Source organism: Sphingobium sp. (assembly GCF_035511395.1).
Classification (GTDB): Bacteria; Pseudomonadota; Alphaproteobacteria; order Sphingomonadales; family Sphingomonadaceae; genus Sphingobium.
Genome location: NZ_DATKFP010000096.1, coordinates 1 through 13,948 on the forward strand (window position 1 = coordinate 1; position 13,948 = coordinate 13,948).

General features: G+C 63.0%; 15 protein-coding genes and 1 pseudogene. 10 read left to right on the top strand and 6 right to left on the bottom strand.

Annotated features, from left to right (window positions below):
* Positions 1-506, top strand: a 506-nt coding sequence (locus VMR39_RS05980) for a DUF4142 domain-containing protein (protein ID WP_325415086.1), incomplete at its 5' end; no start/stop codon positions are given.
* Positions 507-606: 100 nt separating this feature from the next.
* Here VMR39_RS05980 and VMR39_RS05985 read toward each other — a convergent pair.
* The 3 genes from VMR39_RS05985 to VMR39_RS05995 all read right to left on the bottom strand — a co-directional run bounded on the left by VMR39_RS05985 (position 607) and on the right by VMR39_RS05995 (position 4,018).
* On the bottom strand, positions 607-2,187 hold the full coding sequence (locus VMR39_RS05985; RefSeq protein ID WP_080726997.1) for an ABC1 kinase family protein: 1,581 nt from the start codon (positions 2,185-2,187) through the stop codon (positions 607-609).
* On the bottom strand, positions 2,184-2,936 hold the full coding sequence (locus VMR39_RS05990; protein WP_230588530.1) for a TetR/AcrR family transcriptional regulator: 753 nt from the start codon (positions 2,934-2,936) through the stop codon (positions 2,184-2,186). The genes VMR39_RS05985 and VMR39_RS05990 overlap by 4 nt, the downstream gene beginning before the upstream one ends.
* 110 nt (positions 2,937-3,046) lie before the next feature.
* Positions 3,047-4,018 carry an MlaD family protein gene (locus VMR39_RS05995; RefSeq protein ID WP_182115450.1) on the bottom strand — a complete coding sequence of 324 codons (972 nt, stop codon included), beginning with the start codon at positions 4,016-4,018 and terminating at the stop codon, positions 3,047-3,049.
* A 78-nt stretch (positions 4,019-4,096) separates the two neighbouring features.
* On the opposite strand from VMR39_RS05995, the gene VMR39_RS06000 reads away from it, so the two are divergent.
* Together VMR39_RS06000 and VMR39_RS06005 are read left to right on the top strand one after the other, a co-directional pair.
* Positions 4,097-4,546, top strand: a complete 450-nt coding sequence (locus VMR39_RS06000; RefSeq protein WP_133496535.1) for a PaaI family thioesterase — start codon at positions 4,097-4,099, stop codon at positions 4,544-4,546.
* The gene (locus VMR39_RS06005; RefSeq protein ID WP_052076595.1) at positions 4,543-4,953 is read left to right on the top strand and encodes a PaaI family thioesterase; all 411 of its coding nucleotides are present in this window, start codon (positions 4,543-4,545) and stop codon (positions 4,951-4,953) included. The genes VMR39_RS06000 and VMR39_RS06005 overlap by 4 nt, the downstream gene beginning before the upstream one ends.
* Before the next feature lie 32 nt (positions 4,954-4,985).
* Here the strand turns inward: VMR39_RS06005 and VMR39_RS06010 are convergent, their stop codons facing one another.
* Positions 4,986-5,849 carry a MipA/OmpV family protein gene (locus VMR39_RS06010; protein WP_052076596.1) on the bottom strand — a complete coding sequence of 288 codons (864 nt, stop codon included), beginning with the start codon at positions 5,847-5,849 and terminating at the stop codon, positions 4,986-4,988.
* Positions 5,850-6,098: 249 nt separating this feature from the next.
* Between VMR39_RS06010 and VMR39_RS06015 the strand changes: the two genes are divergently transcribed.
* The 7 genes and pseudogenes from VMR39_RS06015 to VMR39_RS06045 form a co-directional block, all read left to right on the top strand.
* The gene (locus VMR39_RS06015) at positions 6,099-7,163 is read left to right on the top strand and encodes an HlyD family secretion protein (RefSeq protein ID WP_325415087.1); all 1,065 of its coding nucleotides are present in this window, start codon (positions 6,099-6,101) and stop codon (positions 7,161-7,163) included.
* Positions 7,163-8,689, top strand: coding sequence for a DHA2 family efflux MFS transporter permease subunit (locus VMR39_RS06020; protein WP_037508613.1), 1,527 nt, complete (start codon positions 7,163-7,165; stop codon positions 8,687-8,689). The genes VMR39_RS06015 and VMR39_RS06020 overlap by 1 nt, the downstream gene beginning before the upstream one ends.
* The gene (locus tag VMR39_RS06025; protein ID WP_037508616.1) at positions 8,689-10,122 is read left to right on the top strand and encodes an efflux transporter outer membrane subunit; all 1,434 of its coding nucleotides are present in this window, start codon (positions 8,689-8,691) and stop codon (positions 10,120-10,122) included. The genes VMR39_RS06020 and VMR39_RS06025 overlap by 1 nt, the downstream gene beginning before the upstream one ends.
* 116 nt (positions 10,123-10,238) lie before the next feature.
* Positions 10,239-10,664: an organic hydroperoxide resistance protein gene (locus tag VMR39_RS06030; RefSeq protein WP_037508618.1), complete on the top strand. Its 426-nt coding sequence runs from the start codon at positions 10,239-10,241 to the stop codon at positions 10,662-10,664.
* A gap of 23 nt (positions 10,665-10,687) precedes the next feature.
* Positions 10,688-11,146, top strand: a complete 459-nt coding sequence (locus tag VMR39_RS06035) for a MarR family winged helix-turn-helix transcriptional regulator (protein ID WP_346763656.1) — start codon at positions 10,688-10,690, stop codon at positions 11,144-11,146.
* 31 nt (positions 11,147-11,177) lie between these two features.
* On the top strand, positions 11,178-11,642 hold the full coding sequence (locus VMR39_RS06040) for a DUF4126 family protein (protein ID WP_037508620.1): 465 nt from the start codon (positions 11,178-11,180) through the stop codon (positions 11,640-11,642).
* 235 nt (positions 11,643-11,877) lie between these two features.
* Positions 11,878-12,521: pseudogene (locus tag VMR39_RS06045) on the top strand (Tn3 family transposase); the annotation flags it as partial.
* Positions 12,522-12,602: 81 nt separating this feature from the next.
* On the opposite strand, the gene VMR39_RS06050 reads toward VMR39_RS06045, so the two are convergent.
* The gene (locus tag VMR39_RS06050; protein WP_379511687.1) at positions 12,603-13,226 is read right to left on the bottom strand and encodes a hypothetical protein; all 624 of its coding nucleotides are present in this window, start codon (positions 13,224-13,226) and stop codon (positions 12,603-12,605) included.
* Positions 13,227-13,294: 68 nt separating this feature from the next.
* Positions 13,295-13,948: ABC-type transport auxiliary lipoprotein family protein (locus VMR39_RS06055; protein WP_325415088.1), on the bottom strand; the 654-nt coding region annotated here is incomplete at its 5' end.

A 13,948-nucleotide genomic window follows, 5' to 3' on the forward strand; every position in this document is an offset into this window, starting at 1 on the left:
CCCCATCCACGTCAGGAACGATGACCAGCGCGGATGTCGGGGTAGAGCCGATTGCCAGCCAAAGCGGCCCAAACTACGTTCTCGCCGCGTCGGACGCGAACGTCTATCAGATAAAGGCTGCCCAGCTTGCCGCAACGCGCGCGCAGCGGGACGACGTCAAATCCTACGCCAAGCGCGTCCTAGCCGAGGCACAAAGCAGCCAGAAAGCACTGATGGCAGCGCTCAAAAACGATCAGCGCACGATCAAGGCACCATCGTCAGCGTTGTCGGCCGACCGCGCTGCTCTTGTCAAGTTGCTGCAAAAGGCACCGAAGAGCGCTTTCGATAACCTTTATCTCACCCAGTCGGCGAAGGTGCAACAAGCGGCGTGGGCAATCCACAAGGGATACGCCCAAGACGGCACCGACCCAGCGCTGCAGCAGATCGCCGGCACGGCTGTTCCCGTGCTGGAAAACGAACTCACCACCGGCAAGTCACTCACACCCTCCGGGCTTGCGGGAAGGTGAACCTAGCTGGGCCGGGCCGCATAGCTCCCGGCGGCCTGGCCCAGCGTTTTGAACACCTTTTTATGATGGCATAATTCGATGAGGATACAACCAGTAAAATCTATCGTTTTCTAGTAAGTGCCAATATGACCACAGCAATTCCCCATGAAGCTAGCGATATGTATATTTGTTGACTAAAGAGAACCGCTCCGCCTACGATCAGACCGGCAGCGAGTATATCTCTTTGGGGCGACGGCCTCTCCTTGTTCGGTGATGGTAATGACACGTGAACCGGGATTGTACCTGACTTTGCTACTTTCTCCACCAGTCCAATCAGGTCGGGAGAGGCTGCGGCCAAGCGGCCGATCCCTGTTGCCAGGCGGCGCCCACCTTTTCTCAGTTCGGCAGGACTAATTCGCTCGCGCGCAAGCTCGCGGGCGATCGGCATCGCCCTAGCCGCGATATCGAACTCTGGGTCTAGAGTCCGTACCAATCCCTCGGCGGTCAGTAATGTGCGCAGGAGCAAAGCAAGGTCGGGCGGCAATGCCAGACGGTATTGGCGCAGTAACGTGAACACGCGCGAGAATATCTCGGACAGATCAACCTGTTTCAAGACAGCGCCACGAAATTGACCGATCAAAGACTCAAGATCCCTTTGCAACCCATCCACCTCAACGGTCCGGTCGCCTGACCAGTTTATCAGCACATCCGCGACCGCGCGCGGATTTTCTCCCGCGATGGCTAGGACCAGGGTGACCAGCTCCGAGCGACGGTTTGGAGTCAGCGTTCCGGTGGCGCCGAAGTCGATGAAGGCGATCTTTCGGCTTGGAAGAACGAATACGTTCCCGGGATGAGGATCTGCGTGAAATCGGCCGTGAAAGATGATCATGCGCAATATGGCGTCCGCGTAGGTGCCTGCAATTGCGGCCGCGTCTGTTACCTCGTTTACTGCAATAAGGACGCCGCGCACCGAGACTCCTTCAAGCCGCTCCTGGACGTTGACGCGGCGGCCGACATAATCCCAAAAGAACTTCGGTGTCCTCACGCCTAGCGTGTCAAGAAATGACCCAATCCCCTCACATGCTGCCGCTTCGGCGCTCAGATCCATTTCTTGAGACAGGCTCTCGGCGAAGAAGCGCAGCAGTTCGTCAATCTTAAGCCGCCGCAGTTCCGGCGAGCGCCGTTCGGCCAGACGCGCAAGTCGTCGTAGCAATCTCAGGTCGGCGTCGACGCGGGTCGCTATTCCCGGGCGGCGCACCTTGACGACAACTTCGGTCCCATCGAAAAGGGCTGCACCGTGCACCTGGGCAATCGACGCCGCGGCGATTGGTTTCGGATCGAAACGCGCGAAAACATCAGCAACGGGCGCCCCGAGAGACGAGACGAGTTCGGGTTCGATCTCGTGGAATGGTACCGCAGGAACTTGATCCTGTAATGTCGATAGCGCACTCACCCAGTCCGGCCCCAGAAGATCGCCACGTGTGGCGAGAAGCTGGCCCAGCTTTATTGCGACCGGACCTAGATCGCGAAGAAGTGCGACTACTCTTGTGGGTGCGTCGGGCTCGACCGGCCATGTCGGCGGACCGCTCGCCAAGCCGACGCGTGAGGCGAGGCCACCGAGTCCGTGACGTGCGAAGATTCGCGCGAGCTCTCCAAATCTTTCCCGCTCACTCAACGGAATGTCATCTGCGACCTCGGTCATTGCATACTCTCGGTTCCGAGTGCGGGAGGTAGACAGCCAATAATAAAAAGCTCGATGCCCCGTCTCACTCGGGCGCGGGCATTTTCGTCATAGGCTGGAGGGGCGAGGCCGAGCGCCGCGCGGCGCATCGGTGCGACGACCACGAGGGTCACGAACTGTTCAGCGGCGAAAACGGGATCCGGTAGATCGAGTTCACCCTTGGCGGCAGCAGCCCCGAGAATGCTCGCCACCCACTGAGCGGCGCGCTGAAAGCCGAACTCGTGAATGTTGGCGGCAAGCGCAGGAAAGCGCACGGCCTGCGCGATCACGACACGCTCCATTGAAGCGATGCGTGGCGTAAGCAGCCACTCGAGAAGCACATCGGCGATCGACTGCAGCCTGTCCACGACAGCAAGATCCGCATCGACGGCCGGCTCCAGTGCCCGAAGTTGCGTGTCAATCTCGTCGAGGATCACAGCTTCGAACATACGCGCTTTGCTGCCGAACCTGGCGTAAAGGGTCCGCTTCGAGATCTTTGCACGCTCGGCGATCATGTCAGCGCTCGCGCCGTCAAAGCCATGTTCGAAGAACATTTCACGAGCGCTTTGCAGGATATGGGAGGTCAGTCGGATCGCTGCCTCTGTCGTTGGCCTGCCAGTCCTACCGCCCCGCTTGCCGCTTCCTCGCCCCTTCATTTCAATCTCGCCTCCGCGATGCCTGATAGTCGCTGAAGCTGAAATCTGCGACCGGTTGCCAAGATGCACCACCATGTCCTGCTCATGCGCTCACGGCCACCGCCTTGTTCAATTTTGGGAGGGACCTGAATACAATCGGGGGCGGTCCCGAGGATGAGCGTCCCTCGTACCACGAAACGCTGGCGCTAGCGCGATGGTGGTGGCGACTGTTGTGCTGAATTATAATCGGGCAACTTTGGCGCCCCGAACAGCTGGAGTCCTTCGCGATCAACGCGTTCGACCTGGTCGCCGAGGCGCTGTGTAGTGGATCGCGCCGAGCGAACGGACTCTGTAACCACACGACTTCGGCCTTCGAGGGCGCGAACGGCCGGGCGCAGAGACTCCACGTCGCCACGAAACTCTTCCGCCGCGCGCCGAGCGCTGCGCAGCTTGTCATCGATTCCAAGGCTGGCATCGCGACGCGCTTCCAGCTTGGCGCGGATGCGGGCGGCGCGCTCGCCGACACCCGCGATCGAGTTGCCTACCCCGAGCATTCCGTCTCCCGCGCCGGCTATCCCGTCAGCCAGTCGAGCCGCCTTGGTAGGCCAAACCGCCGTCTTGGCGCTCAGTTCGGCCAGTCGCTCGCGGGTCCGCTGCTGCCCCTTCTCATCAAGATCGGCCGAAATGTTATCGACCGAGCGGCTGATCTTTTCGATCAGCGCGACCGGGTCACCGCCTGAACCAAGAAGCCCGCCCTTCTTTTCAGGAATGACCGGAAGGGGCTCACTATTGGTTGCCGCGATTGGCGACGCCCCCCTCTGTCCGCCGTCCAGGATGATGGTTGCGTCCCCGCCAATGAAGGACCTTGAAATCTGCGCCTTGACGCCTTCTACGATCGGTATCTCAGGGTTGAGACGGACGGTAACAAGCACGGTCGAAGGGTCTTGGCCGTCGAATCGTACGGCTGTTACCAGGCCCGCGGAAACGCCAGCATAGGTGACGGGCGACCCGTTTTTGACGCCTGTCACGCTGTTCTTGAAGCGGATCAGATACTCTCGACCATCAGGATTCCTGGCCGCGAGAAGCCAGAACGCAAACGCGAACAGAGCGACGGCAATGGCACCGATCACCGAGAACACCAGCAGGCGGTTCGAGCGAGTCTCCATAGCCTTGACCAACCACTAAGTGCGGCACATGGATATGTAAACCTAACGGTTCCGTTTTCTTTTTTACGCTCTTGACTGGACGGGGACTGGTTGGAACGCTCATTTGTGAATGCTGGAGGTGAGATCACCGTGCCGGAGGACGCCAATGCCACGGGCATCATCATTCCGTGGAGCGCAGAGCTGGGTTTCCGTCTCCTTTCGGTGGGCGATGGCCTGTGTTCTCTGCGACTGCCTTGGCGTCCCGATCTGAGCGGGTCCAACGGCGGGATTGCGAGCGGAGCGATCGCCAGCCTTATAGATCACGCATGCGGCGCCGCCGTGATGTCCCGGCTGGAGCGGGTGTCGATATCCACTCTCAACCTCAAGATCGATCATATTCGTCTACCAACGGCCCGCTCGCCAGTGACGGCGTGGGCACACTGTTATCGAGTGTCCGAGATCATGACATTCGTGCGTGCGGAGGTTTGGGACACCGATCCGGCCGAGGTGTTCGCCGCGGCTCAGGGCGTTTTCTCGATCAATCGAGGGGTTGCGGCGTGAGCGCCGATATGCGGACAGCCGTGATTGTGGCCACGTCGGGCTTCAGCTCGAAACTCGGCAAAATGATCGACGTAACCGAAGAGGGCACGCTCTGGACGCTGTCGCCTACGTCCGACCTCATCGGCAACCCGGTGGTGCGGGCACTTCACGGCGGCGCAGTCACAGCGTTTCTTGAGCTCGCCTGCGGCGTCGTTCTGGCGCGCCAGTTGGACCATGACAGTATTCCGCGCCTCATCAGCATGAATGTGCAGTTCCTGGCGTCGATGCGGCTGGCACCGGTGATCGCGCGTCCACAGGTGCGGCGGATCGGCAGGCGAGTGGCGGTGGCGCAGATCGAGGCATGGCAGGATAGCCCTGACACGGTCGTATGTGCGGCACAGTGCGAGTTTCTCTGTGAATTCGCCTGAAGCGGGCTCGTCTCGATGCCCGCGTGTACGGTCTAGAAGGTGTACGTCAGCCCGGCTGCGGCCGAGAACTGATCGGCGTCGCCGACGTCCATGACGATCGGGCTGCGCTTATACCTACCGAGCATCCGGCCGTAGAGTATGCCGGCTCCTATGCCGAGCCCACGACGGAGATCCCCGCTCAGGCTCTGAACCGCGAACGCCGTCAGATTGTAGCGCTTCCACCCTGAGTCGTTGATCGAATACGCCCGCAGCCCGCTCGCGAGCGCGCCCGCGGGCGTCACGCCGAAATAGGTGCGCCCATAGCCTTTTCCGACATAGTCAGCCGACGCTCCGATCGAGACGAGCGTTCGGGGCGAGAGCGGCGTCGTATAGTTGACCTGGGGGGTGATGACGTAGCTGTCGTGGACGTCGGAGACGTCGTGAACGTAAGCGACCCGCACCGTCAGCGTATCGTAATCGCTCGTAACGACTCCGGTACGGCTCACACCGATGTAGCCACCGGCTTCCCATGCAGTGTCGATCTTCCCGAGCGCACGGACCTGCAGGTTATCGACTTTGTTGGTGCGGTCGAGCCGCGCCGCGCCGATCAGACCGAGCTCGAAATTCGTCCGCGGTCCATCCCCGCTAGGCACGAGGTTGACGTAGAGCTGGGTCCCGCGTGTGAATACGTCGTGCCCGGCGATCTTGCCGACGATCACGGCTCCGGGAGTTACGCTGTTCTGGTCGGAACCCTCGTAGTCCGGCAAGGTTGCGGCACCGACACCGATCGTGATGCGGGAGCGATCGTCTTCGACACGCTCGTCGGCCTGTGCATGGGCATTCGATGCCGAGAGAGCGCACCCGCCTAGCGCGGCCAGGCCGATCAGCCGAATTACCGTGCCTTTTTCGCCAACCACTCGCCTACTTTCCAAACCAAGTTCGTGGCTGGAAATCAGCCCGACTACATCCTATGATACGGAACGGTTTACATATCGCAAGGGCGAAGAGTGGCAGATCGCAGGGATTTGGAAGCAGACGCACCTGAGCATGACGATGAAGGAGCCGGGCGCGGCGATCGGCCAAAGAGCGATGACGGAGATCCGGCGAGCAAACCCGGTCTTCTCAAGCGATATCCGGTCATCCGTTACGTCCTGATCGTAGCGCTCGTGGCCGGCATTGTCGCAGGCGCCGCTTGGTATCTGAATTATCGTGAACGCGGGCAGTATCATCAATCGACGAACAATGCCTATGTGCGGGCCGATTTCGTGACGGTTTCTCCCAAGCTGGGCGGGTATGTCGAGCGGGTTTTCGTGCGTGACAATCAGCCCGTGAGACGCGGGCAACTCCTGGCCGTACTGGATCCGCGGGACTATCGTGCAAGTGTTGCACAGGCGCAGGCGCAGGTCGCTTCGGCCGTCGCCGGCATTCGGACGGCACGCAGCACGCTCGACGAGCAGCGCGCGGCCATCGCGCAGTCGGCGGCGCAAGTTTCCGCCGCCGAAGTCGCCGCCGAGGCCGCAGCCGCGGAGGTCCGGCGCTACGAGCCGCTCGCTCGGTCCGGGGCGGAATCGGGCGAGCGGCTGGCGGCCCTGGTGCTCGAGCGCGATCGCGCGGTCGCCAACCTGCGCGCCCAACGGGCCACCTATCTGGCGGCAAGGCGCGGGCTGGACACGCAGAATGCCCGCATCGGTCAGGCTCTGGCTCAAAGGGAAACCGCGCAAGCGCAACTCGACCGCGCTTCAACCGACCTTGGCGCTGTCGAGCTTCGCAGCAGCATTGACGGCGTGGTTGCCGACAAGGCGGTGCGGGTGGGTCAGTTTGTCCAGCCCGCGACCCGGCTCATGTCGATTGTGCCGGCGGACCAGCTCTATATCGAGGCGAACTTCAAGGAGACCCAGGTCGCCCTCATGCGCGTCGGCCAGCCGGCGACCATCAAGGTCGATGCGCTGGACGGAGCCGAGCTGCGCGGCCGGATCGAGAGCTTCGCGCCCGGCACCGGCGCGCAATTCTCGGTGCTGCCTCCCGAGAACGCGACCGGCAACTTCACGAAAATCGTCCAGCGTGTGCCGGTGAGAATCAGCATCGAGGCAGGACCCGAGGCGCGCAAGGTGCTGCGGCCTGGTCTCTCGGTAGAGGTCGCGATCGACACCATCGGTGCGAAGGGCAGCCGCAAGCGGATTGAGGAGGAGAGCGAGCGGCTGCGGCGCGGCGAGGCGCAGGCCCAGCGGTGATGACCCGTCAACGCGCGAGCGCACGGGACTGGCTTGCGGTCGCCGCGGGCACGATCGGGTCCTTCATGGCGCTGCTCGACATCTCGATCGTCAACGCGGCGCTCCCGACGATCCAGGGTGAGATCGGCGCCAGCGGGACGGAGGGGACCTGGGTGGCGACGTCATACCTGGTCGCCGAGATCGTCATGATTCCGCTCAGCCCCTTTCTGGTGCGCCTGTTGGGGCTCCGAAATTTCCTGCTCGCCGCCGCCGTTTCGTTCACCGGCTTCTCGGTGATCTGCGGCCTCTCGACGACCCTGCCCATGATGATCGCCGGTCGCGTCGGTCAGGGTTTCACCGGCGGCGCGCTCATACCTACGGCCATGACGATCATCGCCACGCGGCTGCCGCCCTCACAGCAGCCGATCGGGACCGCGGCCTTCGGCGGGACAGCCATCCTCGGACCCGTGCTCGGCCCGATCATCGGCGGCTGGCTGACCGACAATTACAGCTGGCACTATGCGTTCTTCCTGAACGTTCCCGTGTGCGCCGGCCTGGCTGTGCTGCTGCTCGTCGGCCTCGATCATGAGCGCCTGCGCCTCGATCAACTGCGGAACGCCGATTGGCTGGGCATTGCGGGGCTTGCGATCGGGCTCGGCTCGCTCACCGTCATGCTGGAGGAGGGGCAGCGGGAGATGTGGTTCGAATCGGCGATGATCATCAAGCTCGCCATCGCCACGGTTTTCGGGTTCACCCTCATTGTCATCGGCCAAGTGAGAGCGTCGCAGCCGGTCCTGAAGCTGTCGCTGATCTTCAGTCGTGCCTTTGGCAGCGTGTTCGTGCTGAGCCTTGTAATCGGCGTCGTTCTCTACGGAGTGACCTTCCTTATCCCGCAGTTCCTGGCGGTGATGGCCGACTACAGCGCTCTGCAGTCCGGGCAGGTCGTGTTCGTGTCCGGTGTCCCCGCGCTGCTGATGATGCCGTTTCTCCCGCTCGCCTTCAAATATCTCGATGTCCGCGTGGCCGTCATCATCGGCATGGTCGCCATCGGAATCAGTTGCGCGATGGATTGGAGCATGACGGCGGACACCGCCGGCGGCGACCTCGTCGGATCGCAGCTGGTCAGGGGGTTCGGCCAGATCTTCGCGATGATGTTCCTCAACCAAGCGGCGATCAGCGCCGTCGCGCCCGAGGACGCGGGCGATGCGTCCGCCCTCTTCAATGCGGGCCGCAACCTGGGCGGGTCCATCGGTCTCGCGATGATGGCAACCCTTCAGGATCGCCAAACCTTCCTGCATTTCAATCGGCTCGCCGAATCAGCGTCCGCGAACGCGGCGGCGACGCAGGAATGGTTCGGTCGCGCGATGGCGGGGGCGGCCGGCGAAGCCGGGGCGTATCGTCAGCTGGCGGGCCAGATGCTCCAGCAGGCGACCGTGATGGCCTATAACGACCTCTATGTCGTCCTCGCGATTGCGATCGCCATCACGACGCCGCTGGCGCTGTTCCTCCGCCCCATCCCCTCCGGCACCCAGATGGCCATGCATTGATGATCCGCTTCCTGATCCCTGTCCCGTTCCTGCTTGCCGGCTGCACGGTCGGACCCGACTATGCGGGACCACGTCCCGTCGCGAGTGCCGAAAGAGCGGGTGCGGCGTTCCGCCGCGCCGACCCTGCCCAGACTGTTGCCGAGCCCCCGCTGGCGCGGTGGTGGGAGGCGATGGCTGACCCGCGCCTCAATGCGCTCGTCGAGCGTGGGCTCGCCGCCAGTCCCGATGTTGCGATCGCAGAGGCGAGAGTGCGCAAGGCCCGCGCCGCCGCGCGTGAGCAACGGGCCAACCGGTTGCCCACGGTATCCGCCACTGGGACCGCCATCATTGCGGATCTCCCCGCCGGATCTCTCGCCCTCTCCTCACAGGGAGAGCAGGACGACCGGATCAAGGCCGAGTTCTATAACGCGGGCCTCGACGCCTCCTGGGAGATCGACCTGTTCGGCGGGCGCCGCCGCGCCGCGGAAGCCGCCTCCGCGCAGGCCGACGCGGCGCGTGCCAACATGGCGGACGCGCAGGTCCGCCTCTCCGCCGAGATCGCCGACAATTACGTGACGTTGCGGGAACTCCAGCAGCGGCTGGTGCTGGCGCGCCGATCCTCCGCGCTGCTGGCGCAGTCGCTTGCTCTTCTTGAGCAGCGCGAGCGGCGCGGTGCGTCGTCGAGCGACGACGTCGTCCGCCTGCGCACCGAACTCAACCGGACGCAAGGCGGCCTGTTACCGCTGGAAGGCCAGATCGCGGTGACGCTCGACCAGCTTGCGCTGCTCACGGGCGACGAGCCCGGTGCACATGATGCCACCCTCTCCTCCCCCGGGGCCATCCCCTCCGTCCCCGCGAGCGTCGCGATCGGCGATCCTGAGGCGATGCTGCGGCGCCGGCCCGACGTCCGGGCCGCCGAACGGCGACTGGCCGCTGGCACCGCGCAGATCGGCGTCGACGTGGCGCGCCAGTTCCCCTCGGTCAGCATCATGGGAATCATCGGACTTGGCGGCCCGAATATCGGCGACGTCCTGGATACCGACAATGTGTCGAGCCTGTTGTTGCCGCGGATCAACTGGAGCTTTCTCGACTTCGGCCGCAATCGCGCCCGGGTGGAGCAGTCCCGCGCCGGACGGGACGAGGCGGAGGCCCAGTATCGCAAGTCCGTTCTTGCCGCCCTGTCCGATGCCGAGACGAGCCTGTCGCGCTTCGGCACTCTGCGCGCGACCCTCCTGTCGAGCTACCGGAGCGCCGAGGGCGCCCGGCAGTCTTCTCGCTTCGCAGCCCAGCGGTTCGAGCGCGGAGCCGCACCGCTGACGTCGTCCATAGACGCAGAACGCGCGGCGCTGACGGCGGACATCTCCGCGGTGGAAGCGCAGGGACAGTTCGTTCGGGCGTTTGTGGGCCTTCATAAGGCGCTCGGGCTCGGCTGGGAGGGGCCCGAAGACCGCTAGCCCATGCCAGCCGTCAGTGTCCGCAGAAGGAGACGACTAGCGTCGCTGCCAACGATAATGCCTTGCGCGCGATTAAATCGCCAGCAATAGGAATCGCAAATCTGGCAGGAGAACCTATGGGCCATCTCTACACTACCAAGGTCACGGCTATCGGAGGACGCAGCGGGACCGTTCGCAGCGAAGACGGTATCCTCGATCTGCAACTGGCGATGCCAAAGGAACTTGGCGGCAAAGGCGGTGCCACCAACCCCGAACAGCTCTTCGCGGCCGGCTATGCCGCGTGCTTCGAGAATGCGGTCATTCATGTGACCCGTGTGCAGGCCGACAGGGTTCGCGACGAGGACGTCGAGGTGACCGGCGAAGTGGGGCTGCTCCCCGACGACCGGGGTGGCTTCAGGCTCGCCGTAACGCTTGGCATTGCGATCACGGGCGTCGATCAGGCGGCAGCCGAGAAGATCGTTCAGGCTGCTCATGCCGTCTGTCCCTATTCGAACGCGGTGAAAGGCAATATCGACGTTCAACTCGACGTGACCACGCGGTGAGCGACGCGCGGCTGACCTTGGGGTTGGAGGAAGATCCGCTCCTGCTCGACCGCCAAATCTGCTTCCCGCTCTATGCAGCGACCAATCTGTTGGGCCGCCTCTATGGCCCGGTGTTGAGGAAGTTGAATCTCACCTATCCACAATATCTCGTCATGCTGGTGTTGTGGGAACAGCAGCCGCAGACGATAGGGGCTCTGGGTGCACGACTCTATCTCGACAGCGGCACGCTGACCCCGCTGCTTAAGCGGATGGAGGGTGCGGGTTTGCTTTCCCGCGCCCGCGACCCGAACGATGAGCGGCGCGTTTTGGTCACGCTGACGGAACGGGGCGAGACGCTTCGGAGCCAAGCCTTGCACGTTCCTGAGACTATGGCGAACGGCTACAACGCTGAGGGCGTCGATGCGCTGCGCGAGAGCGTGCGCGATCTGGTTTCCATCCTGGCGCAGCATAGCACGCGTTCCCGAGGGTCAAAGGCCGCTTGAAAAACTCCTCGTTCCTTGTTGGAGAAGTCAGATGCTACGTTCCTTCCTTATCGGTCTGGTGGCGGGTCAGCGCGGCATGACCCCGCTGGCCGTGATTGCCACGGCCACCCGCCGGCAGGAGATCGCGCCCCACCTTCCGCTCCAGGAATTGATGCTGAACCCGATCATCGCCGCCGGCACTGCTGTCATGGCGGCAGCCGAGATGGCGGGCGACAAGATGAAGACAGCGCCCGATCGTACGGTGCCCATCGGTCTGGCCGTTCGCAGTGTCACCGCAGCCTACGCGGGTGCTGCGCTGGCGCCGCGCGACAAGCGCGTGTTGGGTGCTGTTATTGCAGTTGGCGCAGCGCTGGCGTCCTCCCACGCCGGCCTTGCGGCGCGCAGGTGGTCCATGCGGCGTTTTGGCCAGACCGGCACCGGCTTTGTCGAGGATGCGATCGTCTTCGGCAGCGGCTTAGCCGTTAGCAATCCTTCCCTGGTCTCGCATCAGGCTTGATCGTTCCTACTGGGCTTAGCGTCAGATCGAGAAGACCAAGGGCCTCGCCCAATACTTCATTGCTGGGATTCATCCCCTTCTCCCTCCGCGCCGATCCCATTCTGCGCCGACGCCGGAATATGTCGGTAGAGTGTAGGTATCGACACGCCGATCGCCGGCGCGACTTCACGCGCCGCATCACCGTCTTTAGCCCAAGACTTGCTGCCGATCGAGCGCAAGAACCGGGTCTGAGGCCGGCCTCACCAGCCACGGCACCGAACTGAAAATCGCCGAGCATTACACCGACACCAGCGGGGCGACCGATCATGTCTTCGCCCTGTGCGCCATGCTGGGATTTCGTTTCTGCCCGCGCTTGCGCGACTTTCCCGACAGACGGCTCGCGCCGATCGCGCCGGTCACGGCCTATCCGTCCATCACCCCGCTGTTGGGCAAGCGTATCCGCACCGACATCATCGGCGAGCAATGGGATGACGTGCTGCGCCTCGTAGGATCGATCAAGGCCGGCCACGTCGCCCCATCGATCATGCTCCCGAAGCTCGCCGCCTATGAGCGGCAGAACCAGCTCGACGTCGCGCTACAGGAAATCGGCAAGATCGAGCGGACGCTGTTCATGCTCGACTGGCTCGAAAACCCCGATCTGCGTCGGCGATGCCATCCCGGCCTCAACAACAGCGAACAACGCCATGCCCTGACGCAGGCGATCTACACCTTCCGCCAGGGCCGTATCATCGACCGCAGCCATGAGGCGCAACAATATCGGGCATCCGGCCTCAACCTGGTCATCGCCGCGATCGTCATTGGAACACGATCTACATGGACGCCGCCGCTTCCGCTGGCCGCAAGGTCCTCAATCTGCCGCCCGATAGCCGCGTCGCCTGAACGTTCGCTGATTGTTCGCCCTAAGCGTTGTTTAGCGTACCATCCACGCTATGCCCTCTAAAATGGAGGTATCCAACTTTATCATCCCTTTATCGGCCGAGCGGTAGTCAGTTTGCAACCGCGTGCAACGGCCAGTCCGCGAAGAAAGCCGCGCCTGACAAGTCCCGCGTCCAGCGCGGCATTGTAGCGGCGTTCTGCCGGTGCCGCCCCGCTCACCTCCCGAACTAGCCCGCGAAACGGGATGAGCGCGTTCACGACCGTCTTACCGCCGGCTTCGGCGAGCTTGCCAGCGCGATTTTCCTTCGTGCCATGTCCCGGCACATAGTCTGGGCCAAGGACCTCGCCGAGTTCGGCCATGGAAGCGCTGATCTGGGAGCATGTACGCGCCCCAGTAGTCGCATATGGGTCTTGAGCAGCGCGTTCTAAAACGGGAGGTATTTCGCGTTTTTTGGCGCCCACGTCGCGCACTGGCTGGGTCGCGATGTCGCCCGCCTTGTTCAAGGTGTTAGCAACGGGCCTCTTGTCCTCCTCCGTGGATGGGGTCGTTGGACGCACTTCTTGAGCCTGAGCGGTTGCTGGAAGAACTAAAATGGCCATAAGCGCCAGTTTGGGAATACGTGATAGCATGCGCACGTAACGCAATAGGCGTTTGAACGTTGCAATCAAATTACCATGGCAGTTTGAAATCTCCGTACCAATAATCATAGCTTGGCACTTCCATTCAAGTTTTCGGGGCAAAACGCCCGAGAAAAACTCGGGCACAATTTACGTCACTACGGACTGCTTGATTGAGTACGGACCCTCGTCCATTCGACGAGCTGGACGAGATATTGATCCGTGGCCACGCTGAACGCCGAGACGATCGCACTCACCCGGTTGTCCTGCGCCGGAGCATCGGCCTCGAAGCGGCGGGTCGCCACCACCGTCCGGTCGCTCATGCGGAACAGGCGCGCCTCGCCCTCCACGCGCACGACCGGCGGGTCCTTTTTACCCGCTGCGGGTGCGTAAACGGCCTCGAACCGATCGACCGATAGCTGAAGAGCATAATCGACGCCGGCTGCCTGGCGCGGTGTCGTCAGCAGAATTTCGGATGCCTGCGCGGCGAACACGGTTCTTGCCAGTCCAGCCAGCATGTCCGGCGCCGGAGTGACCCACCGGGCATCCTTGAGGTACAAGGTTTCAGCCCCGCGGCTGACAAGAATCCGATCGCTTCGTGCCTCGGCTGCGAAGTCGATCGGCAGGAAAATGACACCCCTGCGGGTAGCGGGGGCGGATGCTTGCTGTACAGGCGGATCAAGAGCGGTTTCCAGCCGAAAAAGATTGTCGGGCTTCCCGCCGCCGAGCAGTGAGCCCACACAACCGCCGAGCAGCAAGGCGAGGCCCAAGGGAGCGATTTTCCCGATCCGGTTCACCGTGGTAACTCCAGT

Excerpts from the sequence above, each read along its gene's own strand:
- VMR39_RS05985 (WP_080726997.1), bottom strand. The coding sequence starts at position 2,187 with ATGACCGAGGTCGCAGATGACATTCCGTTGAGTGAGCGGGAAAGATTT.
- VMR39_RS05990 (WP_230588530.1), bottom strand. The coding sequence starts at position 2,936 with ATGGTGGTGCATCTTGGCAACCGGTCGCAGATTTCAGCTTCAGCGACT.
- VMR39_RS06020 (WP_037508613.1), top strand. The coding sequence starts at position 7,163 with ATGACCCGTCAACGCGCGAGCGCACGGGACTGGCTTGCGGTCGCCGCG.
- VMR39_RS06025 (WP_037508616.1), top strand. The coding sequence starts at position 8,689 with ATGATCCGCTTCCTGATCCCTGTCCCGTTCCTGCTTGCCGGCTGCACG.
- VMR39_RS06030 (WP_037508618.1), top strand. The coding sequence starts at position 10,239 with ATGGGCCATCTCTACACTACCAAGGTCACGGCTATCGGAGGACGCAGC.
- VMR39_RS06040 (WP_037508620.1), top strand. The coding sequence starts at position 11,178 with ATGCTACGTTCCTTCCTTATCGGTCTGGTGGCGGGTCAGCGCGGCATG.
- VMR39_RS06050 (WP_379511687.1), bottom strand. The coding sequence starts at position 13,226 with ATGATTATTGGTACGGAGATTTCAAACTGCCATGGTAATTTGATTGCA.